Annotated in this window: 22 protein-coding genes and 3 pseudogenes; 9 read left to right on the top strand and 16 right to left on the bottom strand. The window is 38.7% G+C overall.

The annotated features are described in order from the left end of the window. The first annotated feature begins 173 nt into the window (after window positions 1-173). The 3 genes from IM507_RS19805 to IM507_RS19795 all read left to right on the top strand — a co-directional run bounded on the left by IM507_RS19805 (window position 174) and on the right by IM507_RS19795 (window position 2,707). On the top strand, window positions 174-674 hold the full coding sequence (locus IM507_RS19805) for an LptA/OstA family protein (protein WP_002732682.1): 501 nt from the start codon (window positions 174-176) through the stop codon (window positions 672-674). A 101-nt stretch (window positions 675-775) separates the two neighbouring features. Then, window positions 776-1,504 carry an LPS export ABC transporter ATP-binding protein gene (gene lptB / locus IM507_RS19800; protein ID WP_002734513.1) on the top strand — a complete coding sequence of 243 codons (729 nt, stop codon included), beginning with the start codon at window positions 776-778 and terminating at the stop codon, window positions 1,502-1,504. Window positions 1,505-1,537: 33 nt separating this feature from the next. Then, complete coding sequence (locus tag IM507_RS19795) at window positions 1,538-2,707, top strand: LptF/LptG family permease (RefSeq protein WP_002731894.1); 1,170 nt, start codon at window positions 1,538-1,540, stop codon at window positions 2,705-2,707. A 36-nt stretch (window positions 2,708-2,743) separates the two neighbouring features. Here the strand turns inward: IM507_RS19795 and rsmI are convergent, their stop codons facing one another. Continuing rightward, a complete protein-coding gene (gene rsmI, locus IM507_RS19790; protein WP_123230810.1) occupies window positions 2,744-3,583 on the bottom strand; it encodes a 16S rRNA (cytidine(1402)-2'-O)-methyltransferase in 840 nt (279 codons plus the stop codon). A gap of 182 nt (window positions 3,584-3,765) precedes the next feature. Here rsmI and IM507_RS19785 point away from each other — a divergent pair, with 182 nt between their 5' ends. Both IM507_RS19785 and IM507_RS19780 read left to right on the top strand, forming a co-directional pair. Next, window positions 3,766-3,882: a photosystem II reaction center protein I gene (locus IM507_RS19785; protein ID WP_002732356.1), complete on the top strand. Its 117-nt coding sequence runs from the start codon at window positions 3,766-3,768 to the stop codon at window positions 3,880-3,882. Window positions 3,883-4,022: 140 nt separating this feature from the next. Next, window positions 4,023-6,416, top strand: coding sequence for a DUF3769 domain-containing protein (locus IM507_RS19780; protein ID WP_069475659.1), 2,394 nt, complete (start codon window positions 4,023-4,025; stop codon window positions 6,414-6,416). A gap of 134 nt (window positions 6,417-6,550) precedes the next feature. On the opposite strand, the gene IM507_RS19775 is transcribed toward IM507_RS19780, so the two are convergent. The 13 genes from IM507_RS19775 to IM507_RS19715 all read right to left on the bottom strand — a co-directional run bounded on the left by IM507_RS19775 (window position 6,551) and on the right by IM507_RS19715 (window position 19,504). Then, window positions 6,551-10,294, bottom strand: coding sequence for a WD40 repeat domain-containing protein (locus IM507_RS19775; protein ID WP_287637580.1), 3,744 nt, complete (start codon window positions 10,292-10,294; stop codon window positions 6,551-6,553). 104 nt (window positions 10,295-10,398) lie between these two features. Continuing rightward, window positions 10,399-10,944, bottom strand: coding sequence for a Mov34/MPN/PAD-1 family protein (locus IM507_RS19770; RefSeq protein ID WP_002734089.1), 546 nt, complete (start codon window positions 10,942-10,944; stop codon window positions 10,399-10,401). Between the two features lie 98 nt (window positions 10,945-11,042). Further along, entirely contained in the window at window positions 11,043-11,438 is a 396-nt protein-coding gene (locus IM507_RS19765; protein WP_016516321.1) for a hypothetical protein, read from the bottom strand. 23 nt (window positions 11,439-11,461) lie between these two features. After that, complete coding sequence (locus IM507_RS19760; RefSeq protein WP_069475658.1) at window positions 11,462-12,463, bottom strand: coiled-coil domain-containing protein; 1,002 nt, start codon at window positions 12,461-12,463, stop codon at window positions 11,462-11,464. Window positions 12,464-12,468: 5 nt separating this feature from the next. Beyond that, window positions 12,469-12,714, bottom strand: coding sequence for a hypothetical protein (locus tag IM507_RS19755; RefSeq protein WP_002741506.1), 246 nt, complete (start codon window positions 12,712-12,714; stop codon window positions 12,469-12,471). Continuing rightward, window positions 12,707-12,973, bottom strand: coding sequence for a hypothetical protein (locus IM507_RS19750; protein WP_002741504.1), 267 nt, complete (start codon window positions 12,971-12,973; stop codon window positions 12,707-12,709). Before IM507_RS19750 ends, IM507_RS19755 begins: the two co-directional genes overlap by 8 nt. Window positions 12,974-12,987: 14 nt before the next feature. Continuing rightward, entirely contained in the window at window positions 12,988-15,858 is a 2,871-nt protein-coding gene (locus tag IM507_RS19745) for an FtsK/SpoIIIE domain-containing protein (RefSeq protein WP_287637579.1), read from the bottom strand. A gap of 5 nt (window positions 15,859-15,863) precedes the next feature. After that, window positions 15,864-16,313 carry a hypothetical protein gene (locus tag IM507_RS19740; RefSeq protein WP_287637578.1) on the bottom strand — a complete coding sequence of 150 codons (450 nt, stop codon included), beginning with the start codon at window positions 16,311-16,313 and terminating at the stop codon, window positions 15,864-15,866. 25 nt (window positions 16,314-16,338) lie between these two features. Then, on the bottom strand, window positions 16,339-16,701 hold the full coding sequence (locus IM507_RS19735) for a hypothetical protein (protein WP_002779156.1): 363 nt from the start codon (window positions 16,699-16,701) through the stop codon (window positions 16,339-16,341). Window positions 16,702-16,757: 56 nt separating this feature from the next. Then, window positions 16,758-17,240: a hypothetical protein gene (locus IM507_RS19730; RefSeq protein ID WP_287637577.1), complete on the bottom strand. Its 483-nt coding sequence runs from the start codon at window positions 17,238-17,240 to the stop codon at window positions 16,758-16,760. Window positions 17,241-17,277: 37 nt separating this feature from the next. Further along, complete coding sequence (locus IM507_RS19725; RefSeq protein ID WP_287637576.1) at window positions 17,278-17,520, bottom strand: DUF4282 domain-containing protein; 243 nt, start codon at window positions 17,518-17,520, stop codon at window positions 17,278-17,280. A 45-nt stretch (window positions 17,521-17,565) separates the two neighbouring features. Beyond that, window positions 17,566-18,108 carry a hypothetical protein gene (locus tag IM507_RS19720; RefSeq protein ID WP_069475655.1) on the bottom strand — a complete coding sequence of 181 codons (543 nt, stop codon included), beginning with the start codon at window positions 18,106-18,108 and terminating at the stop codon, window positions 17,566-17,568. A 322-nt stretch (window positions 18,109-18,430) separates the two neighbouring features. After that, a complete protein-coding gene (locus IM507_RS19715; protein ID WP_069475654.1) occupies window positions 18,431-19,504 on the bottom strand; it encodes a hypothetical protein in 1,074 nt (357 codons plus the stop codon). On the opposite strand from IM507_RS19715, the pseudogene IM507_RS19710 reads away from it, so the two are divergent. Further along, window positions 19,487-19,783: pseudogene (locus IM507_RS19710) on the top strand (tetratricopeptide repeat protein); the annotation flags it as partial. The gene IM507_RS19715 and the pseudogene IM507_RS19710 overlap by 18 nt on opposite strands. A 236-nt stretch (window positions 19,784-20,019) precedes the next feature. Here IM507_RS19710 and IM507_RS19705 read toward each other — a convergent pair. Continuing rightward, window positions 20,020-20,204, bottom strand: a pseudogene (locus IM507_RS19705) (hypothetical protein). Between the two features lie 20 nt (window positions 20,205-20,224). Continuing rightward, entirely contained in the window at window positions 20,225-20,377 is a 153-nt protein-coding gene (locus tag IM507_RS19700; RefSeq protein ID WP_176721700.1) for a hypothetical protein, read from the bottom strand. Between the two features lie 469 nt (window positions 20,378-20,846). Between IM507_RS19700 and IM507_RS19695 the strand changes: the two genes are divergently transcribed. From IM507_RS19695 to IM507_RS19685, 3 genes and pseudogenes are all read left to right on the top strand, one after another. Further along, window positions 20,847-21,044 (top strand): hypothetical protein, encoded by a 198-nt coding sequence (locus IM507_RS19695; RefSeq protein WP_069475652.1) that lies wholly within the window; start codon window positions 20,847-20,849, stop codon window positions 21,042-21,044. Beyond that, complete coding sequence (locus IM507_RS19690) at window positions 21,041-21,295, top strand: type II toxin-antitoxin system RelE family toxin (RefSeq protein ID WP_002760111.1); 255 nt, start codon at window positions 21,041-21,043, stop codon at window positions 21,293-21,295. Before IM507_RS19695 ends, IM507_RS19690 begins: the two co-directional genes overlap by 4 nt. Window positions 21,296-21,403: 108 nt before the next feature. Next, window positions 21,404-21,499, top strand: a pseudogene (locus IM507_RS19685) (element excision factor XisH family protein); the annotation flags it as partial. Window positions 21,500-21,634 lie beyond the last annotated feature (135 nt).

The following is a 21,634-nucleotide window of genomic DNA, read 5'->3' as shown; positions in this document are numbered from 1 at the left end:
GGGATCAGCACCCCCCTTATCAAGGGGGGATTAAGGGGGGATCAGCACCCCCCTTATCAAGGGGGGATTAAGGGGGGATCAGCACCCCCCTTATCAAGGGGGGATTAAGGGGGGATCAAGGGGCGATTTATCTTCAATTTAATTGAAACCATTTACTTATAGGTGACATTTCTATGAGAGCAAGATCCGCAAAAATCAGGGGATGGCTAGTTGCCCTCGTTTCTACCAGCTTAATGGTGGGATTGGGCAATTCTCCCCTAGTCAAGGCACAGCAGAATATTGTACCCGGTAATGCCATGACAGTGCGATCGGATATTCAAGAGGCAAACTCAAAAACGGGCGTAATTACTGCGAGAGGTAACGTACAAGTGTTCTATCCTGCCCGTAAAATGCAGGCCACTTCTGCCCAAGCTCAGTATTTTAGCCGCGAACGTCGTTTAGTGATGACGGGTAATGTTTATGTTTTGCAAGAAGGCAACAGTATCCGCGCTGAAACGATGACTTATCTAGTCGATGAGGGTAGATTTATCGCTACTCCCCAAACCAGTCAGCAGGTGGAGTCAATTTATTTAGTCAAAGATAACGAAACTTCCCCCCAACCAGCTGCTTCCCCGACACCCGCACCCATACCTTCCCCTTCCCTCCCCGCTGCCCCAATTATTAACCCGCAGTGATAGTCAGGAGACAGGAATCAGGAGACAAAAGGCAAAAGGCAAAAGGCAAAAGGCAGTATTCTCCCCACACCCCACACCCCACACCCCAACACCGGATAAAGATGACTTTAGTATTAGAAAATATCCATAAATCCTACGGTAAAAGACTCGTGGTTAACCGAGTGAGTATTACCGTTGCCCCGGGGGAAATTGTCGGGTTATTAGGACCAAATGGCGCGGGGAAAACCACAACTTTTTATATCGCCACGGGATTAATTAAACCGAATCAAGGGCGCGTTTGGCTCGATCAAAAAGAAATTACCAAATTACCCCTTAATCAAAGGGCGCGTCTGGGTATTGGCTATCTGACGCAGCAGGCCAGTATTTTTCGTTATTTAACTGTATCAGAAAATATTCAGTTAGCCCTAGAACAGTCGGGAGTTCCCTTTTCCCAACGGGCAAATCGTCTCTATAATTTATTAAAAGAATTTCGCCTCGATAAGATTGTTGGCACTAAAGGAGCTTACGTTTCTGGAGGAGAAAGAAGAAGGACGGAATTAGCTCGCGCTTTAGCGGTGGGAGTCAACGGACCAAGATTTTTGTTATTAGATGAACCTTTCGCTGGGGTGGATCCAATCGCTGTATCTGAGATTCAAGCGATGATTGCTGGTTTAAGGGATCGTCAGATGGGAATTTTAATTACTGATCACAATGTGCGAGAAACTTTGGCTATTACTAATCGGGCTTATATTATGCGCGAAGGGCAGATTTTAGCGGCGGGAAGTGGTGAAGAACTGTATAATAATCCTCTGGTGCGTCAGTATTATTTGGGTGATAATTTCTTAAGATAATTGTTATTAATAAAAAAATCGCTGCATTATATCATGAAAGTTAGCAATTGGCAAGGAAATTTAAGTAGAATACCCGGATTTACCATCTTAGACCGCTATATTTTTGTCGAGTTATTATTACCCTTTCTATTTGGTATGGGTTTATTCACTTCTTTGGGAGTGGCGATCGGGACTTTATTTGATTTAGTGAGACGGATTACTGAGTCGGGTTTACCTTTTACTTTGGCCCTAAAAATTCTCTTATTAAAAATGCCAGAGTTTATTGTTTTAGCCTTTCCCATGTCGATACTTTTAGCAGCTTTAATGGCCTACAGTCGTTTAGCCAGTGATAGCGAATTGATTGCTTTTAAAAGTATTGGAATTAGTGTTTATCGCCTAATAATTCCCGCCATTGTGCTAAGTTTAATAGTGACGGGATTAACCTACATTTTTAATGATTATGTGGCTCCAGCTGCTAGTTATGAAGCTAATGCTACCATGACCAAAGCTCTGCGACCAAATCGCAAATCTTTTATTGAAGATAATATTATTTATCCTGAATACGGCAAAGTGCGGCCACCGGATGGAGGGGAATCGCAAACAGTATTAAGAAGGTTATTTTATGCTGAAAGATTTAACGGTCAAGAAATGTTAGGTTTAACCATTCTCGATCGCACCCAACCAGAAGTTAATCAAATTATTACCTCAGAAACAGCTTCTTGGAATATTGAAAAAAATATCTGGGATTTTTATAACGGCACAATTTATCTAATTGATCCTAATGGTTCCTATCGTAATATTGTCCGCTTTCAACATCAACAATTAGCCCTACCGCGTACCCCTTTAGATTTAGCTTTTCGAGGCCGAGATGGTTCAGAAATGACCCTAAGACAAGCGCGGGAATACCTAGAAATACTGCAATTAAGTGGCAATCCTACCAAAATTAGAAAACTACAGGTTCAAATCGAGCAGAAAATATCTTTACCCTTTGTTTGTTTAGTTTTTGGCATGATTGGGGCAGCCTTGGGATTGCGTCCCCAAAATTCTAATAAAGCCACCAGTTTCGGTATTTGTATTGTCCTAATTTTCTCCTATTATCTCCTATCTTTTGTCACCAGTTCCTTAGGCATTGGCGGAGTTTTAACCCCCTTGATGGCCGCTTGGTTGCCCAACATTTTAGGATTAACTGCCGGGGGAATTTTGTTACTTCAATCGGCTAAATAATCGAGGATTAGCGGTGGGAATAAAAATTGATAATCATCAAATTTCTAGGGCTAATTTGTATAAACGACTGCGGGATAAATTAGTAACCTGTGCTAATTGTCTGCTGGCTTGCGATCGACTAACTCCCCGTTCTATAATTTGTTGTAATTCCCGTTTTAATTCCTCGTCGGATAATTGGATATTATCGGCCTGATCGTTGCCCATAACTACGAGCGTAAATTCTCCTTTAGGAGTTTTATTCTCCCGATATAAATTAATCGCCTCGTCGATAGTTCCTCGCCAAATTTCTTCGTAAAGCTTAGTTAATTCCCGACCTAAAACTATCTTTCTCGTGGGTCCAAAAGTTTCGCCTAAATCCTCCAAAGTCTTAATAAGTTTGTGAGGTGCTTCATAAAAAACCATCGTTCTCGTCTCGGTTTTTAAACCCTCTAAGCGCTCTTGTTTCAGCTTTGCCTTACCCGGAAGAAATCCTTCAAAACAGAATCTTTCCGTGGGTAATCCCGACACCGCTAAAGCAGTAATTACCGCCGTTACTCCGGGGATGGGAACCACTTCGATCTGAGCTTCTATACAAGCTTTAATTAACTCATAACCCGGGTCAGAAATCCCCGGCATTCCCGCATCAGTAACCAAAGCGATATCCTGACCTTGGCTGAGAATATTTAATAACTCATCGAGACGGGAAAGGCGATTATGTTCATGGTAACTAATTTGAGGGGTTGAAATATCAAAATGCTGTAATAATTTGCCGGTGTGTCTGGTATCTTCGGCGGCAATTAGAGCGACTTTTTTGAGAGTTGCCAGGGATCGGAAAGTCAGATCGTCTAAATTGCCGATCGGCGTTCCCACCACATATAATTTACCGAGATTATTCATAAATTGGCTAAAAATAGGCTATTTAGTTGTATTTTAAGTGATCAGTAAACAGTAAACAGTAGGCTGATAACTGAAGACTGATCACTTTTCTCTGTTCAGGGATCACTCAAATAGGGTAAAGTAGGTCAAGGTATGCCAACCCTGTTATTGCATTAATCTAGTCTAAGGAGAACGTCTTAGTAATGTTAACCCTAAAAATCGCCGTTTATATCGTTGTTTCCTTCTTTGTCTTACTTTTTATCTTTGGCTTCCTTTCTGGCGATCCTACCCGTAACCCCGGACGCAAAGACTTTGAGTAGAAGACAATTATCAAACTGGTTCTAGGGTAGAGACACAGGGAACAAGTTATCGGACTTTCCCTGTCTCCCTAGAAATAATGATCGTGGTAGTATCATTGAGGTTCGCTCGTCCTCTATTTCGATCGCCGACTCGTGCAGTCATGTCTTTTTTTTTCTTAGCTGTTGAACCACCTGCCCTGATTAATACTGTAGCCGAACCGGAAACGGAGGAGCGCCAAGTTGCTGAAAATATTCCCACGTCTGTAGTTCCCCTCCCTGTCACCCCAGCACCTCTAGAGGCAAAAAAGCCTTCAGAAGAGAGCGTTTCTATTCCCCTCACCGTCACTCCACCCCCGGAAACCGTCGAGGTAAAACCCTTGGTTCCCGATCAGGGTATTCCCTTAGAACCTTTACCTAGCAGTGGGGGTGATGCGGCAGCTTTAGGAAAACCCCTTTCTGTCCAGAATTCTCCACCCCCCGCAGCCGTTGGTGTCACCATTCATCCCGAAACCGAGATAGTTTCAGGATTAAATCAAAAAGCTCTTAACCAGAAAAATGGCTCGACTCGGCTATTAGTGCGGAAAAAAGGCGAAAAAACCAGCCAAGAATACTGGATTTCCCTCAATAACAGCCTAGCTCAGACCGCTGCAGTTAATCCAGAAGGGGAAAAGCCCCTAGAATTGGTGGCCGATGAGCAGGAATTTGACCAAAATCGGCAGATTATCACCGCTAGAGGTAATGTTACCCTGCGTTTTGCCCAAAGTGTACTAACAGCTGATCGCTTACAGATTAATCTTCCCGAAAAGTTAGCGGTAGCGGAGGGCCAGGTGATCCTAACCCGGGGAGATCAAATCCTGCGCGGCGATCGCTTTGAGTATTATTTCGTCCAGGATAGCGGTGTGGTATTTAATGCTAATGGGGAGATTTTTCAACCCAGCACCGCTAGGGATTTAGGACAAACGCTGCCCACGGATGTGGGGGCCGGTGGTTCTTTTGGAACCCTAACCGATCGTTTGGCATTAAATCAACCCTTGCAGAGAATCACCACGGGAGAGGGTTTTCAATTTGTCGTCGGGGGACAGGATCCCAGTCGACGCGATCGACAGAATATTAGTAGTCCATCGGGGGGAACGATTAATCGTGTCCGTTTTCAGGCCGAACGCTTGAATTTTGATGGTAAGGTGTGGAATGCCACTAATGTGCGTCTGACGAATGACCCTTTTTCCCCCCCTGAATTGGAAGTTCGAGCTAATTCCGCCACTTTTCGCAGTACCGGCCCCTTTACCGATGAGTTACGGATGAGTAATTCCCAGTTGGTTTTCGATCAACGGGTAGTGGCACCCACTTTTATTAATAGTCTTACGTTCGATCGCCGTCGTCGTCGTCCTTTTTTAATTGCCCCAGGCTATGATGGGGAGGATCGGGGCGGATTTTTCGTAGAAAGTCCCCTAACTTTAGTGGAGACACCGAAGACTCTTTTTGAGTTGACACCGCAATATTTAATTCAAAAAGTCCTTAATCCCGATGCTTTTCCCTCAGCTAACCCCGGAGGTGGCGAAGTTTCGGCCCTTAGTCCGAAAGCTTTCGGTTTGTTGGGCAATTTTGCCACTAATTTTGGTGAGCGCTCGTTTTTGCAAGCGACAGCTTCTTTTTCTAATTTAGATTTGGAACAGATCGAAAATATTGTTCGTTCTAAAATTCGCTTTCAACAGACGATCGGACAGTTGCAGGATCCCTATCTGCTCAATGTGGAGTACAATTATCGCGAGCGTCTCTTTAACGGTTCTTTAGGGTTTCAGACGGTTAATAGCAGTTTTGGGGCAATTTTGACCTCACCGGTGATTGTCGTCCCGAATACGGATATTAGACTCAGTTATCAAGCTTCTGTTCAGAATGTTAACGCACCCACCGATCGCAGTGATCTCCTAGCGGCCAATGCAACGGATAATGTTACTAATTTAAGCCGTTTTCAGGGTGCTGTCTCCCTCAATCGCAGTTTTTTACTCTGGTCTGCCCTTACTTTACCACCGACTCCCGACCAAGGTTTAAGATTTTCTCCTCTTCCCGTTCAACCCTATATTGCTATTGTCACTGGTGTCACCGGTGTCACCAGTTATTACACTAATGGAGAGACGCAAAATTCCGTCACGGGAACTGTGGGATTATTAGGACAGTTTGGGCGTTTTTCCCGCAATTTGTTCGACTATACTGGATTTAATCTCAGTTTTAGTCAGGGTTTAGTTAACGGACAATCACCCTTTTTCTTTGATCGCTTTGTTGATCAACAAACCATGTCCTATGGTATAACTCAACAGGTATATGGTCCGATTCGCGTGGGTTTCCAGAGCATTTATAGTATCGATCAAGCTAAGGAAATCAGTACAGAATATTTTCTCGAATGGAGTCGTCGCACCTATAGTTTAATTTTGCGCTATAACCCAGTGCTGCAGTTGGGAATACTCAACATCCGCGTGTCGGATTTCAACTGGACAGGCAACCCCGGCTATTTTGAGGGCAGCGATGTCCGTCCGGTGGTGGATGGAGTAACCCGTTAAGACTACATGGGAATTATGAATGATGAATGATGAATTATGAATGATGAATTATGAAGTGGGGTGTGGGGTTTTAGGGATTTTCAGATCGGGATTACCTCTCAATGAGACTCCCTTGACTAACTTCTATCCTCTCTTCAACGTGACAGAAAAGCTCCTAAAATTTTCATGGTGTTGCTCGTTTCATAATTCAACCCTTCTACTCCCTTAATATTTGTTTGTTCATAAAGTCTGGGAGAGCGTAAAGTGTTCTGACACTCTCCTGTTTTTAGGTTCCAAAGTTTAATCGTCTCGTCTTCACCTGCGCTGGCCAATGTGTTACCGTTGGGACTAAAACAGACTGACCTGACACTTTTAGTATGTTCACACAGGAGTTGATGAAGTTGACCTGTTTCAACATCCCAAATTCGGATTGTTGCGTCATCCCCCCCACTTGCTAGTAACTTCCCATCGGGACTAAAAGCTACTGACCATACCCAAGACTTATGACCTTCAAAACTATTAATTAATCTACCATCTTTGACTTGCCAAACTTTGACCGTTTGATCATCACTTGAACTGGCTAATCGCTGACCGTCAGGACTAAAGACAACAGACCAAATTCTTCCTTGATGACCTTTAAAAGTCCGCAAAGATTGAGTCATATTATCTTCAATAGACCAGAGTTTAATAGTTCGATCTTCACTACCAGTTGCTATTAATTTTCCGTCAGGACTAAAAGTTACTGATAATACCCAGGCCTGATGTTCCTCAAAAGTTTTAAGACAAAATCCTCTCGGAACTGACCAAAGCTTAACAGAATTATCTCCACTACCACTTGCCAGCATTTGACTATTAGGACTAAAAGCGATCGACCATACGCGCTCTTGATGTTCTGGAGCAAAAGTGTATTTTTCATCTGTCCTAATATCCCAAAGTTTAATGATGTTATCGTGACTGGTACTAGCAATCAGTTGACCATTCGCACTAACTGCGACTTGATGCAATAAAACCCAATAATCTTTTTCTTGTAAAATTTTAATTACTTTGCCACTTTCCCCTGACCATAATCTAATCGTTTGATCTCCACTTCCACTTATCAATGTTTTTCCATCGGGACTAAAAGCTACTGAACAGATCCAGTCAGTATGACCATTAATCTGTTGAAGACATTTATGGTTTTTGATAGACCATAATCGGAGCGAACGATCTATAGAACCACTCAAAATATATTGACTATCGGTGCTGAAAGTAATTGATGATAATCGATTGCCATATCCCCTAAAACATTGAAGACATTCTCTGGTTTTTACTGACCATAATCGCAGTGTAAAATCTTCACTCCCACTGGCTATATATTGACCGTCCGGACTAAAAGCAATTGACCAAATCCAGCTTTCATGTCCTTCTAAAGTATCAATATTTTGATATTCTCCTTCTATAATAGACCATATTTTAATGGTTTTATCCCCACTTCCACTGGCTAGAAGTTGACCATCGGAACTAAAGGCAACTTGCCAAACCCAATCTTGGTGTCCTGTAAGAGTATGGAGACATTTTCCTGTGTCAACTGACCATATTTTGATGGTTTTATCAGCGCTGCCACTGGCTAAAAGTTGACCATTTGGACTAAAGGTAACACCACCTACTCGTTCTTGATGTCCTTCAAGGGTGTGGAGACATTCTCCTGTTTCAACTGACCATATTTTAATAGTTTTGTCCTCACTTCCTGTGGCTAAAAACTTACTATCAGCACTAAAAGTAACGGCTCTAATAGGAGCATAATGTTTTTGAGAAGGGTGGGGCAAAGAATGACAATTTATAGATAGATCTGTTGTAATAGACCAAATTTTAACAATTCCATCTTGTCCCCCACTTGCTAGTAACTGTCCCTCGGAATTTAAGGCTACTGACCACACCCAGCTTCCGTGAGCAGGAAAACTTTTGCTTAATTCTAATTTTCCGTCTTGTTTGACTTTCCAGAGGTAAATCATCCCATGACTGTCACCAGTTGCTAAAAGCTCTTCTCTTGGAAAAGAGCGATTAAACTGACTGCAAGAAATTGATAAAATACTGCCACAAGTTTGAGGGAAAATACAGTCAAAAAACTGCGAATAGGAAAAATCTACTTGGTTGAGTCTAATGTTTGAAAAATCGACTTGTCGAATAGGGATATGGGAAAAATCGTAGCCGATTAAGTGACCATTTTTCAGTATATTAAGTAAGTTAATAATATTGCCAGCAATGCCCCCAATTTGTCCAGAAGGTTCATTTTTTAATGTCTTTAAACAATCGATTAGTTTTCTTTCTAGATTATTTTCTTGAAAATTATGGATTAAGTTCTTAATTATTGGGTGTAAAATAACATTAATTTGAATCTTTCTTAGATAATCAGGAACAGTAGTTTTAGTCAAGGAGTTACTTCTTAATAATTGGAATTTTTGAGTTTTGATTTCTTCTGTTGCTATGGTAATAATTTTTTGAGTGAAATATTCAATCAGTAGAGGATGTATGGTAAAGTAGTCATCTTTTTTATCTAACAGAATTTTGCTAGATAATGATCTAATTCCTTCTTGGATACTTTTACCGTCAGGTTCAATGATAATATTATGTTCTAGTTCCGACCAAGAAACTGGATTTCGATTAATCGCTAACTCAAAAATAATCGCTTTTTCTAAATCAGATAGTTGCTGAAAGTAAGAATTTAAAATAGACTCGATTTTTTCTATCAGAAGATTACCTTTTAAAAGAAAATCCGAGAGATTATTATGATGAACTCGTTGAATATGATGAGCGATAGATTTGATGAATAAAGGATTGCCGTGACAGACTTGTTGAATTAAAAATTGCCATTCATCCTCTGAACCATGAAAGGTGTCAATATCTCTCAAAATTTGCCGTCCAGTTTGATAGTCAAGTCCTTGTAAATCTCGGAAATAAGTTGAAGTTTTATTTCCCACTAACGATTCAAGTTTTTGAGGAATTTTTCGACTGGTTATAATTAAACAGCTGTTGTGCTTTGACTGACCAATTGCTTGTAAAATTTCACTATATTCTCGATAGTTTTCATGCTCAATAATCGCATCAATATTATCTAAAAATAATAAACAACGATATTTGGCTAGTATCTTGATAAATTTTATCAGTTTTATTTTAAATTTATCTTCTGTCTTAAAACTAATATTCTGTGAAATAATATTACTTATATTTTCCAGAAATTCTAGGGGTAAAGGGGGATTCAAAAAAGACCAATAGATAACACGGGGAAATTCCTCTTGAATTTGCTCAATCAGTTTACAGACAAGAGATGTTTTTCCGATTCCTGCTATTCCGAAAATTCCGATAATTTTACACGGGGGACTATTTTGAAAAAACTTTTGTTTTAATAATTCTAGTTCTTTTTCTCTCCCATAAATCTGAGAAATATCAGGAATTAATCCGAAATTATCATAATTTATTTCTGTTTTAACTGATGAATTTTGAGGATTGGGAGATTTACGCTTATCCCATTCTTCCTCAAATTTTTTCAAATTTTCTTCTGTTGATGAATGCCAAAGATTTAGGGTAAAGTGCAAATTTGCTGCGCCTTTAGCTTGTTTGTATCTATTATCTGTTAGTATTTCCCATTCTTGTAAAACCTTAAGGTCATTTCTCATCTGTTCAACAGTAATGGCAGCCCCTAACTTTTGCTTAGTAATTCCATGACAAAAATCTGTTAATATTTTTAAAGTTGTATAGACAATTAGCTTAGGATGTGATGCACCTTCTGCAAGCCACCTGAAAGATAGGTGATTCGACCAATACTGATGATCTCGTGATTCCTTATTAACATGAGTTAATAGTCTTTCTAAGAAGATCAGAATTCTTTTTTTGACGTTAGCACTGGTATTGAGATTGGGCATAGTCTGAAATTTCACTTTTAAGGATTATAGCTTGATCATCTATTCACCGTCAATTAAGTTAAGTATGAAAAAAGTTAATACTTGTGTAACTAGATTGAATAAAATTAATCATTAACTATTGACAAATAATCAGATAAAGATTTAATAGTTAGCAAATTTTTGGGAATTAATTGATCTCCAATTTCTATAGAAAGCTTAGTATATTCGGGTCGTGAATCAGATTGAGAAGGGAGGGAAACGTGATACATAGTCAATCGAAAAAATGGGTCAAAATTAACTAAGGCTGAAATAGCTCCCTCAGAATGTTGAGAAGCATATTTTTTATTAATTGTATCATCAGTTAAGGAAAAGTAATCAAAACTGCCCGGATGTCTATGCCATAGTCCAAGAACTTCTATGGGTTCTCGATAAAATCTGGCAATTTTGTTAGACAGGTGGTTGATATAAGCATTATCATACTCAAAATAGCCGGGGCGAAAGATAGGATTTAGACCCGAATCTAAGGTTTCTAAAATATACCATTTATTAGGGTTTCTAATTCCTAAAAAAATGCCACCTGTTTCTGTTTTATAGCTTTCATAGGTTTCAGCTGCAATCGCTAAAAATGATTTCTGGGAAAAAATAGTTTTGATATTCTGGTAACTTAACATTGTTTTTATTCTCTTAGTTATTCATCTTTTTTTCTGTCTAAGATAGATATTTATCAAACATTTATTTTTAATAAAATTTCGTAATATAAATATCTTTTTTAGTTACAACTGCGATTAGCTTGTTGAATTAATCTGTGAATATTAGGTAATTCTGCTTGAGTTAAGCCGTAATATTCGATAGATCGATCATAAGAATAATAAGCTTGTTTAACTTCCTGTTTTTCTCGTTCTAAGAAATGTTCAACTTGTTGGGAATAGCGTTCAGCCTCTAAAGCATAATCTTTGGCTTTAACCAACTCCTCATTAGTTTTTTCTAAGCCTTGTACCTGTTTCTGCAAAAATTCTATCATTTTCTGATCGTCATCTTCATGGGGGTCAAGATAACGACGGTTAAGAGTTTTGGCAGCCTCATCTTGCCATAGGCCTCGAATATCTTTACGATAGTCTTGCAGAGTGCGAGATCGCTGCTGCATCTTCCAAACAATATCTTCCATCATTTTTTATCCTCCAAAAATCACTAAAATTGAAAAGGACGGTTGAATTCAATCAGACTTTCTACTCGATATTCTATTTCTCTTGTTACCCCAATTTCTAAACATTGAGCGGAGTTTCCTTGCTTTTCCGCTCCTTTGAAATCATTTCGGGCTTCTTCGGTGAAATTGCGGGCATTATTTACGGCTAAAGACATTAAATCTGCCATTTCCTGCTCATTGCTTGCCTCTAATTGCGCTCTATCAACTTCCCGTCTAGCTGCATCTGCGTTTTCTAAACTACGTTCGGCAAAACTCAGGGCATTATGGGCATAATTTAAAGTAATATTCGCCTGATAGACGGCTGTTTGAGCATATCCGATAGCATTTCGACAACAATTAACCCTAGCTTGCGCTCGTGCGACTTCTTCTCTTGCTGCTTTTTCTTCTTCAATGGCTTTATTTAAGCGTTGGATTGCAGCTTGAACCGCATTTTGGGCTTGACTAACCTTAGCTTGCTGACCAGAACAATTGGGCGCATGATATCGTCCATCCTTGTCAGTATAGCCTGAATTTTGGCAACTGGTGAGGGCGGATTGTGCGCTTTGTAATTCAGATTCTGCACTGCGTAAAGTAAATTCTGCTTGCTGTCTTTCGTTTATGGCACGTTGTAATCGGTCTTCTGCCCTTTCTAACCAAGCTAACGCAAGACTTAGCTGAGTTTGCCAATGATTTAAGGTTGATTGCGCCTGATTTTGGGTATTTTGAGCTGCTGCCAAATTTTGTTGAGCTTTTTCTAAGACTTGATGACAATTAGATAACAATTGAGCAACTTCATCATTAGCCTGATCAACTAATTTTTGATCATTTTTAGCCTGATCTTGAATAATTGAAGCATGATACAGAGCTTGACTGACTTTTTCTTCACTTTGCCTTTGATGCCATGACATTTGATCCAGGGTATCACGGGCGGTTATTTTCCAGTATCTAAGTTCTTCAATTAAGTCATTGAGAAGGTTAATGAGAATACGGGGATCTTGAATAGTCATAATGATTAAGATTTATCGGGGATTTCTTGGATAAAATTGAGGATTTTCTGAACTTCTAGCCTTGAATCTTCCATTTCTGCCAAGGTTCTTGTCCAAAAACCTGTAAATTCTTCGGCGGCTGATCCTTGAAAAACTTCATCAAGCGATCGCCATGCCGTATCGAGAAATTCCAATTCTTCGCTTAAAATCAAATAATATTGATTGAGTGCAGTTTGATAGGCTAAAAGGGCTGTTTTTCGGGAATTATCCACCGTTTAAATACCTCTCTAATACTTGTAACTTATGGTTTAAAAAATCATTATAGGTGGGAATTTGGCGACTATAATAATTATTAGTCTTTTCTTGCAAATCAAGCCACATTTCGTCATGTTTTTGTCGTTTTTGGTCTTGCCAATGGGGAGAAAGATCCTCATAGGTGGTTTCCACTTCTCGCCACGCCGATTGAACGCGATCATGGAATTGTTCGAGGGTCTGTTGAAAGTGTTTGAGTTGTAAAAATGAGTCATCCATGGTTAAATTAAGCTTTAAGCTCTTTTGATCAAACTATTAGCAATTTTCTCTATTTGTTGCTTAAATTCGGGGGTAGATTCCGTACTATAAGGTTTAAAAAGAGTAGTGCGATCGCTATCCGTATCCCGATAAAGGGCTTTAATTGGAACATCTCCATCTGCTTGTAAACGTGAGGCTTGGCGATCACTAACAAAGGTGAAAGAATCATCTTCTGACATCTGTAAAGCGACTCTATGGCGAAAATAAGCTAAATTTCGCCGAATATCAAGGACATTAGAGAAAGCTTTGATCCCTGAAAAACTGAGGATGAGATGAATACCTTTACTCGGTCCTTCCTTCAATAATCGCTTAATTTGAGTAGTTAAGTGACTTTCTGGGCTATAAGACTGCTCATTGCTCCGTCTTAAGTCATCTACTCTATCTAATTCCGTCATGATGACGAAAATAGAAGGTTGAGTCATCAAGTCTGCTTCACTGAGTTGGTTTCTTTCGTCAAGTTGAACAATTAAATTGTTCAAAATTGCCGTAATAATTCTATTTTCGCGGTTAAATGCCGTCGTAAAGCCCAAAGGTTTTAGAATAATCTGACATACTTCTTCCAATGCTAAATGCCATTGTGTACCGGATACACTGCGATCTACCACAACAAAACGAGTTTGTTGAAGATTGCCATTAATAGCAAGACTGGTCAAAATAGCCGATAGAATTCCATAACGGGCTGTATTATAGTCTCCACCGATAACTAGAACGTTTTCACTTGGACGACGGCGTAATATCAGCCTTGCCTGTTGCCTTACACTAAATTCTTGTCCTAGCCATGTTAAGACCGGGTATTCTGCACTAAACCAGTCAGAAATGCCTAATCCTCCTTTGTAGAAAGGTAAACGGGCGATTTTTTCCCAATCTTCTGAGGTTAACCATTTACCGTAATCTAAAATATGGCGTAATTGAGGATTATCTGCTAAATTAGGCTGAGAATCTCCATCAAAGACCACTGTTTCCGTGTAATCTTCTGGGGAGAGTTGATGAGCTTTTTGAGATAAAGCGTTAATGATCATATCTCGGCGAGATTTTTCGATAAATGCCACTTTCCCAAAATAATTAGAGTTATCATCGCCACTACGGTCATTAATAACAATTTTCCCCGGCAAATCACAGGTCATTAATAATTGTTTTCCTCGTTTTCCAAATTCTGTCAGGGCTTGAATTTCTGTTTTTGACATCTGCATTCCCATTCTCAGGTGAATATTACCCAAAATTCCCGTTTGATTCCGCATTCCTTCAGCCCCAAACCTTTGGGAAGCGAGTAACATATGAATACCCGCACTTCGCCCCTGTTGGGCTAAAATCAGTAGTTGACTGGAAGCAGTATCCTCTTTGTCGTTAAAAAATAACTCCTGATATTCATCAATAATTAGAAGAATACGGGGCATTTTGCCCTCTGGTTGTCCTAGGCGGCGATAACCTGCCAATTCTGACACCCCTAATCTTTTAAATAAGGCGTTACGTCGTTCTTTTTCGGCGATTAATTCAGTTAAAACACTACGCGATAATTCAGGGGAGGAATGTAAGGAAACTACTTCGGTATGGGGCAAATTGCGATAGGGGGCTAATTCTACGCCATATTTGCCATCAATGAGATAAAATCTTAATTCTGAGGGACTATAACGAGTTGCCAAGCCTAAAATAAGCCCATGATACAGGGTAGATTTTCCTGATCCAGTCATTGCTCCTAGCATACCATGAGCGCATTGATGACCTTCGCTATCTTTACCAAACCAAATATTTAATTGATCAGAACTTCCTCTTCCACCGATAGGTGTGGTTATCCATTCTTCACTGCTATAATTCCACCAATTTTGCGGATCAATTCCTACTATATCATCCCAATCTAATTTTCGTTCGGGGGGTTTAGCTTGTTTAACTTTATCAAGTAATTGTTTTTGTAAATCCGCGTCGGGAATACTATCCTCTTTAAATTGAAGTTGACAAGATGTTGCTGTCTTTGACTGTTTACTGAGATCAATATAAAAGGCATTTTCAAACCCACTCATATTAATATCTCTAGGGAGATCAATATCTTGATTATAGTGAATAAACACATATCTTCCAGCTTCTGGTCCACTATTACCAATTTTTTGTAATTCTTCAATATCTCTACGGTCATATCTTTTAGGAAAATCTGCGACAAAAATCCCCTCAAATCTTTCATTGACTCGAATATCTGGGGGGAGTAAATGCAAGGCAGGAGACTGAGGATCTAAATAGGTTTCTTTGACGCGACGAATATCTTGAGTGACTTCTAATAAATCTCGATAAACTTCGCCACTATTTTCTCTAATCAAAGCCTCAGGAAGGGAACGACGCATTAAAAATGCACCCCCATTATTAACGGGATCACAGAAGGTATAACGTATTTGATAAGGAAGTAAAATAGCGGCACGAATCACAAGAGATTGCAGTAATTCTAGTCCCGTATTACGGGTATTATTGCTACAGCGAATAATAATAGTTTTATTCCCACCAATAAAGGGAGCAAATTCGGGAACACAAAAAGTGTTATTACTCGATCTTTGTTCAACTAATTGACCAATACGAATTAATTCTGTATGCTCTAATGAGGATAATAAATTATCGTTAATGTTCCAATTCTCCCAACGATAATCTTGCCAACTTCCTATTATTTCTAATGGTTGCTGTTCTAAATAGGATTGAGTCGATAGATAGCTATCTTGGAGAAATTTTCCAAAATAATTAGGTAATTGTTCGCCGTTTAATTTACCATGATTGAACAAAGAAGCACAAAACCCTAAATAGTCGGTTATGCGTTGACTACTTTGTTCAATTTTTTGGTTTAACCCTTCAATTTGTTGTTGCCAAAACATAAGCATTATTCTCCTTGTTTAGATAATTTTAAAACATTTTTTTGAGTATTTAACTGATACAGTTGAGAAGAATTAGAGTCATCAGAGGAGTTACCTTTAATAAAAACAAATAAAGTAAACAACAAGAAAGCGCCTCCTACACTTAGCCCAATGATTAGGTTACGAGCCTTCATTTTTAAAGACTCTATCTCATTTTTATGAGATTCTATGTTAGACTTTTCTTGGTTAATTTTACGGTCTGTTTCTTCTAATTTATCCAGACAAGCTTCAATTTCAGCTGGGGCTAATTGTTGAGAAGTTAAGGGGGAAATAGTCGTAACTTTACTTGTATTACTATAATATTTAGCAAAGCGTTTACTTAGGTCTTTTCGATTAGAATCAGCCCGATCATATTGTTGCCAAATTTTCTCTCTATTAGCAATCATACGAGCAATCGAATTTTGAATTATTTTCATGTTTAAACCTCTAGGTTATTGTTAATTAATCAACGAGTTGAGGAATAGATAAATCACAGTCATGTAACCACATGGTTGTGCGTGAGGGTTGATAGAAAACTTGCCAAATTTTATCACCTCTATTATTGGTGTTAATAACACCTGTCAATGAGACGACTTGATCAACAATTAAATAACTTCCACGAGTCCCCTTTCTTGCGTCATAAACCCTGCCATCTTGTCGAATAAAATGATTGCTACAATATCCACTCCGATGAGGTTTAACAATAGCTACCACATTACGATAGTTATTTTCTTGATGACGACGCCATGTTTGAGCGTTTACTGGTAAGACTAAGCTGGTTAAACTGACAAGACAGGTGATAAAAAATAAATGAGTAATTTTCATATTTTTTGCTAAATTAATGAAAGAAATATTTGAGGTTAATTAAGACTTTTAGAAGCTTAATAACAATACATTTCATTCCAATTAGGAGTTAATCTAGTATCAGAATCAATGCAATCTCGTAGGCGAGGTTTTCCATCAGATTGAATAGCAAATTCTTGAATGTAATCTGAGCCATGGGCAATAAATTTTACAGCAGCAATATCTTGACAATTAGAAACTATTCTATCGGCATAACTTTTCATTAAAACACGGGAAGCCATAATGTTTGAAACAATCCAACCACTTCTTTGATCACCAGAGGTACCAGTATTATCTAAGTAAGAACTTAATAACAGAATTAATTCATCTTTTCTATTAGTGGGATTCCCCTGATTGGTTACAGTCCCTTTTTCTACTATCACCCTTCTAACTCCTTTAGATTCTATTTCATTGACAATAGAATTAATGGTTGCTTGACAGCGAGATTGAGCTTTAAGTGGTAAGCTAAACCCTAGCTGACTCAGGATAAAAATAGATAAGATGAAGTTAATTTTTTTCATGATTTTCAATTCGCAAGATGGTCAATTGCTGAAAACATTACTTACTGTTAAGCTTGACTAATTCTTGGTGAATACTAAAAACTAGAATCAATGATTCACAGAAAATTCGCCAGAATAAATTACCAATAATTAAAGTAGCGATTCCTGCTAAAGGTTCCACAAATAGTCCACTTAAACCTACTAGGGTAATCATAAACAAGCCTAAGATATAGAGAAACTTGATAATGGTAATGCTAACCATTTTCCGAAAGGTAAAAAAGTCTTGCCAGAAACTGTTCATTAAACCCTCTTATTGGCTTAGAAAAAAGATAATTTTTGAGGTAGATTACGAATTATTTTCAGGTAATTGTAAGGAATCTTGAGTTCCTTTTAAAGATTTACGCGCCACCTCTCTTGCGTCTCTGCTTAATTGTTCTATGGCTTTTTTAGAAACTTGTTCTAACCACAGTCTAGTACCATAAGAAATTGCCATAAGAGGTAGAATTACCATTAAGGCATAAATCCATGCTATCGCCAACAAAGCAAGGATAATTAAGACAAACATAATGCCATAAATTCCAGCACCACCAACTCCTCCGAAGATAGAGGTAAAGATACTCATAACAGTGGTTAGTACCCAAATAACGCCATCGGATAGCGCAATCAAAACTTTAAAAGCAATATTTGTCTGTCTTTCATATTCCTTGATTAAGTCTTCAATATTGCGTTTATTAGATTCTAACGCATCCGCTACGACATTATAGACGTATAAAGATTTCCCTTCTCCATTGTTATCAATTCCAATAATATTACAGGACTGATTAACATCTGGATTGCTGACTTTAAGCGTTAAAGGATTTCCCAAAAGTTGAACTTGTTGTTGATACATAATACACCAAAACCATACAATTTATTCAGGTAAAGTGCGAATTCTAACCTATCGGTTATTCGACAAAAGCCAATCATCCACTTATTTCTAAGTTTCGGCTGAACAGGCCGCATCTGGTATGCCAGTATAGCTTGAGAATAATTTGGGAATCTACCCAAACTGGTATCAATTTTAAAATAGCCTCAAACCCTTATAGAGTAAGGAATATGACATCTAAAGCTGAGATTGACTTCGGGACACTTAAGGATATAGCCAATTTTCAGGATAATTTACCTTAAGTTCCCAAAATCTAGTATTTATCGGCAAACTATTGAGCTAGACTTCACACCGCAAACGCTTCCTTATGTTTATGAAAAATCTGGTCAGCGTTGTGGTACTGATGCTTAATCATCCACTGCTCCAGTTCAATGAGATACCATTGACCGGCAAATGTTCCATATTTTAAGCAAACTTTTTCATTATCGTGTAGAGTGTGCTTAAATCCAAAACGTTCTTTATAGAGTGCTTCAATGGTTTCGTCCCCTTTTGGATAAGTCGTGTAGGAAATTTCAGTGTGAGCAATATCATGTTTGTAAGTCAAGATAGCTCGAATCAATTGCTGATAAACAAGATAACTTGTTCCTTTTTTGCCAGTTCCCTTTTCATCATAGAGAGAGAGACTTTCTCCGATGCTTGTTACATTTTTGGGTAACATCAAATGCTTTCCTGTGTGGTTTCCTTCACAAAGTGTTGCCAGTTGACAAGGCAAATAGTAGCCATATTCAGGCAGAGAATAGGTATAGCGTGCAACACCGATTACCTGAGAGGGATTCTGTTCAGGATAGGCTAGAAAAATAACCGATTGGTGAGTAAATAAATCGTCGATTTCTTTGCAATAATTTTGTGACTCAGGATAGCGATTCTTGAGAAATAAGAAATAGGATTCAATTTCTGCTGGTGTTTCCGCTTCCTTGACCAGATAGCCTTTGACCTTTGGCACATCAAAAGAAAGTAAGGCTCTTTTGCAAAGAATCCAGCAGTTGCCAATGTTATTTAATACAATAAATCCAGCACAAGAAAACAGAATCTTCACATATTGCTCAATATCAGGGGTTTGGGATATATCATAGACAAAGAGAAGACCGTTATCCTGTAACATTCTTCGGACAGTCCTTAAAGTGAATAGGGGATCTTTTTGGGTGTAATTTGTGGTCTTTAGCGTTGCAAATGTTTGTGCCGTTAAGTCCTTTTCCTCGTTTGGTTTTAAATTAAGCCAACAAGAAAGTTGCTCATAGTGACGCTCTGGTATTTGACCGCTAAATAAGTGATTGACATCAACTCCATCCGACGACAGTAGCCGCACCGATGTAGATGATAATGATGTAAACTGTTTACCATTGTGGCGAGTGTTGCCCATGCTTGCGCTGGATTAGGAGAAATTTATAGTATCACTCGAAAGGATGATCTAGCCTATCAATATCTTAATCAAGCTTTAGATATTGCCCTCGATATTGGAGAAAGATATATAGAACTAGAGACTTTAATTATTTTGGCAGAATTTGAAGAAAAAACCCATGATCTTAAATCAGCTATTAATCACTGGCAACAAGCCTTACATCTTTCTGAAAAATTAAATATTCTCTCCCATAAAGAGAACTGTGAACAAAATCTAGAAAGGTTGTTAAACCCCAACTAAGTTGAGACTGAGTAACGCACAGAAAACAGCAATTCTCATTTTAAGGTTTCATGACATAAAAAGCCTTATAACAAGAGGGTTGTACAATTCTTAACAATTTTAGTGATCGCTGAAACGGCGCAAAATCGTTCTGAATTTATTTTTGCTGCTCATGCAAAAGGGGGAATACATAATCAGTTTTTAATAACTGGATTTAGTATGACAAGCAACTCGTTGTCACCCCTTCAGCGGTCACATTAGATTGAAACAATCTGAATTTCCCTGACTCGGTGCATTGGTTTGGTTTGGTTTGCTTTTCGGTGGTGATTAGTTCATCAGCTTGAATTTCCAGCGCAGCAGCAACATGAAGTGCATCCATCGCCGCTAAACCGTAAGTGCCAGCAATTTCATGACTCACTGCATCCTCCTCGACGTGCAGCAAGTTCTTGTTCTATTTCGTCTTCATTGAGCAGTTGCAATCCAGCCGAAATTGCCCTCTGTCGGATTTCCGATAACTTTTTGCTTAATGGTGTTTGGGGAATAAATTTTAATTATATCTATTACTTCGCTACCATTATTATTCAATTCTTTAATTAAGAAGTCTAAAGATGGCATAATTACTTATTCCGAATATTGGTATTTAGGCATTATTATAGCATTCCAATTTTCTAAAGTCAAACCCTCAACTCTAGCTAAATTAATACCATTAGTTTGTAGAATAGGAAATACTTTTTAATCTTTAATTCTTAGGATAAGGGGCTCTCCCAGCTTTGGTGGGTAAAATGTATTCTAAGATACATTTCTCAAGAGCGAGGGGGTGGAACGAACCACAAAGACACAAAGGACACAAAGATCGATCGATCCTATGTCAATTAAACTTGTCACACAGAACCTAGAAGAGCCGATAAGTTGAGGTATAGTTTCTCATCTTAACTTTAATTGGAGCGATCGCTGTTTTTTAAGTTTGAGAAGGGCGATCGCTGTTTTTCTGTAAAGGCGAGAGTGGCGATCGCTGTTGAGTTGAGGATGAAGGAGAAATTTGAGCTATAATAGGGGATAAAATTAACAAACAAGGTAATTATCAATGCCATTAAAGCAAAAGTATATTACTGATGAACAGGGTAATCAAATCGGTATTCTTTTAGATATAGAGGAATATCGAAAACTCCTAGAAGATTCTGAAGAATTGAATGCTATTAGAGCCTATGATTTAGCTATTTCGGAAGAGGAAGAAATTCCTTTTAAAGAGGCGATCGCCGAAATTGAAAATAGTCGTCAATGAATTACACTATTGCGATTAAAAAACAAGCTTCTAAGGCTCTAGCTAATCTTCCCCAAGATAGTTATCAGAAAGTTCGAGACGGGATTAGAGCATTAGCTGACAATCCAAGACCAGCAGGGTGTCTCAAACTGACAGGACGAGAAGGCTGGCGGATTCGGATTGGAGTTTATCGCGTTATTTACGCGATAGATGATTCCGCAAAAAAGGTGATTATTTTAGATATTGGACATCGAAAGGACATCTACCGATAGGCGATCGCGTTTTTAATAAAAATTTGGAAGAGGCGATCGCTATTTTACTGTGAGAAGAGGAGGGCGATCGCTTATAATAAATCCAGTGATCAAAATAGAAGGAGGCAAATGCCAGCAAAAGACCTCTATCACGAAGCCGTTAAAAATGCCTTAATTAAAGACGGCTGGACAATTACGGCTGATCCTTATCCTATTGAATTTGACATCCTCGCCGCCCTAAAAGTGCGGCGATTCCTAAACCTCACGATTTAAGTTTCTGCTTCCACCACCGTCGCATACCACAGTTAAAAAACCATGTACTGTCTTACACAGAGTCCACAGACTTTCGCCCCATTTCAG

It is taken from the genome of Microcystis sp. M20BS1, from assembly GCF_020245305.1.
GTDB lineage: Bacteria > Cyanobacteriota > Cyanobacteriia > Cyanobacteriales > Microcystaceae > Microcystis > Microcystis ichthyoblabe_A.
This window is presented reverse-complemented; position numbering and strand designations above follow the sequence as displayed.

Excerpts from the sequence above, each read along its gene's own strand:
- IM507_RS19805 (WP_002732682.1), top strand. The coding sequence starts at position 174 with ATGAGAGCAAGATCCGCAAAAATCAGGGGATGGCTAGTTGCCCTCGTT.
- lptB (WP_002734513.1), top strand. The coding sequence starts at position 776 with ATGACTTTAGTATTAGAAAATATCCATAAATCCTACGGTAAAAGACTC.
- IM507_RS19795 (WP_002731894.1), top strand. The coding sequence starts at position 1,538 with ATGAAAGTTAGCAATTGGCAAGGAAATTTAAGTAGAATACCCGGATTT.
- rsmI (WP_123230810.1), bottom strand. The coding sequence starts at position 3,583 with ATGAATAATCTCGGTAAATTATATGTGGTGGGAACGCCGATCGGCAAT.
- IM507_RS19785 (WP_002732356.1), top strand. The coding sequence starts at position 3,766 with ATGTTAACCCTAAAAATCGCCGTTTATATCGTTGTTTCCTTCTTTGTC.
- IM507_RS19780 (WP_069475659.1), top strand. The coding sequence starts at position 4,023 with ATGTCTTTTTTTTTCTTAGCTGTTGAACCACCTGCCCTGATTAATACT.
- IM507_RS19775 (WP_287637580.1), bottom strand. The coding sequence starts at position 10,294 with ATGCCCAATCTCAATACCAGTGCTAACGTCAAAAAAAGAATTCTGATC.
- IM507_RS19770 (WP_002734089.1), bottom strand. The coding sequence starts at position 10,944 with ATGTTAAGTTACCAGAATATCAAAACTATTTTTTCCCAGAAATCATTT.
- IM507_RS19765 (WP_016516321.1), bottom strand. The coding sequence starts at position 11,438 with ATGGAAGATATTGTTTGGAAGATGCAGCAGCGATCTCGCACTCTGCAA.
- IM507_RS19760 (WP_069475658.1), bottom strand. The coding sequence starts at position 12,463 with ATGACTATTCAAGATCCCCGTATTCTCATTAACCTTCTCAATGACTTA.
- IM507_RS19750 (WP_002741504.1), bottom strand. The coding sequence starts at position 12,973 with ATGGATGACTCATTTTTACAACTCAAACACTTTCAACAGACCCTCGAA.
- IM507_RS19745 (WP_287637579.1), bottom strand. The coding sequence starts at position 15,858 with ATGTTTTGGCAACAACAAATTGAAGGGTTAAACCAAAAAATTGAACAA.
- IM507_RS19740 (WP_287637578.1), bottom strand. The coding sequence starts at position 16,313 with ATGAAAATAATTCAAAATTCGATTGCTCGTATGATTGCTAATAGAGAG.
- IM507_RS19735 (WP_002779156.1), bottom strand. The coding sequence starts at position 16,701 with ATGAAAATTACTCATTTATTTTTTATCACCTGTCTTGTCAGTTTAACC.
- IM507_RS19730 (WP_287637577.1), bottom strand. The coding sequence starts at position 17,240 with ATGAAAAAAATTAACTTCATCTTATCTATTTTTATCCTGAGTCAGCTA.
- IM507_RS19725 (WP_287637576.1), bottom strand. The coding sequence starts at position 17,520 with ATGAACAGTTTCTGGCAAGACTTTTTTACCTTTCGGAAAATGGTTAGC.
- IM507_RS19720 (WP_069475655.1), bottom strand. The coding sequence starts at position 18,108 with ATGTATCAACAACAAGTTCAACTTTTGGGAAATCCTTTAACGCTTAAA.
- IM507_RS19715 (WP_069475654.1), bottom strand. The coding sequence starts at position 19,504 with ATGGGCAACACTCGCCACAATGGTAAACAGTTTACATCATTATCATCT.
- IM507_RS19700 (WP_176721700.1), bottom strand. The coding sequence starts at position 20,377 with ATGCCATCTTTAGACTTCTTAATTAAAGAATTGAATAATAATGGTAGC.
- IM507_RS19695 (WP_069475652.1), top strand. The coding sequence starts at position 20,847 with ATGCCATTAAAGCAAAAGTATATTACTGATGAACAGGGTAATCAAATC.
- IM507_RS19690 (WP_002760111.1), top strand. The coding sequence starts at position 21,041 with ATGAATTACACTATTGCGATTAAAAAACAAGCTTCTAAGGCTCTAGCT.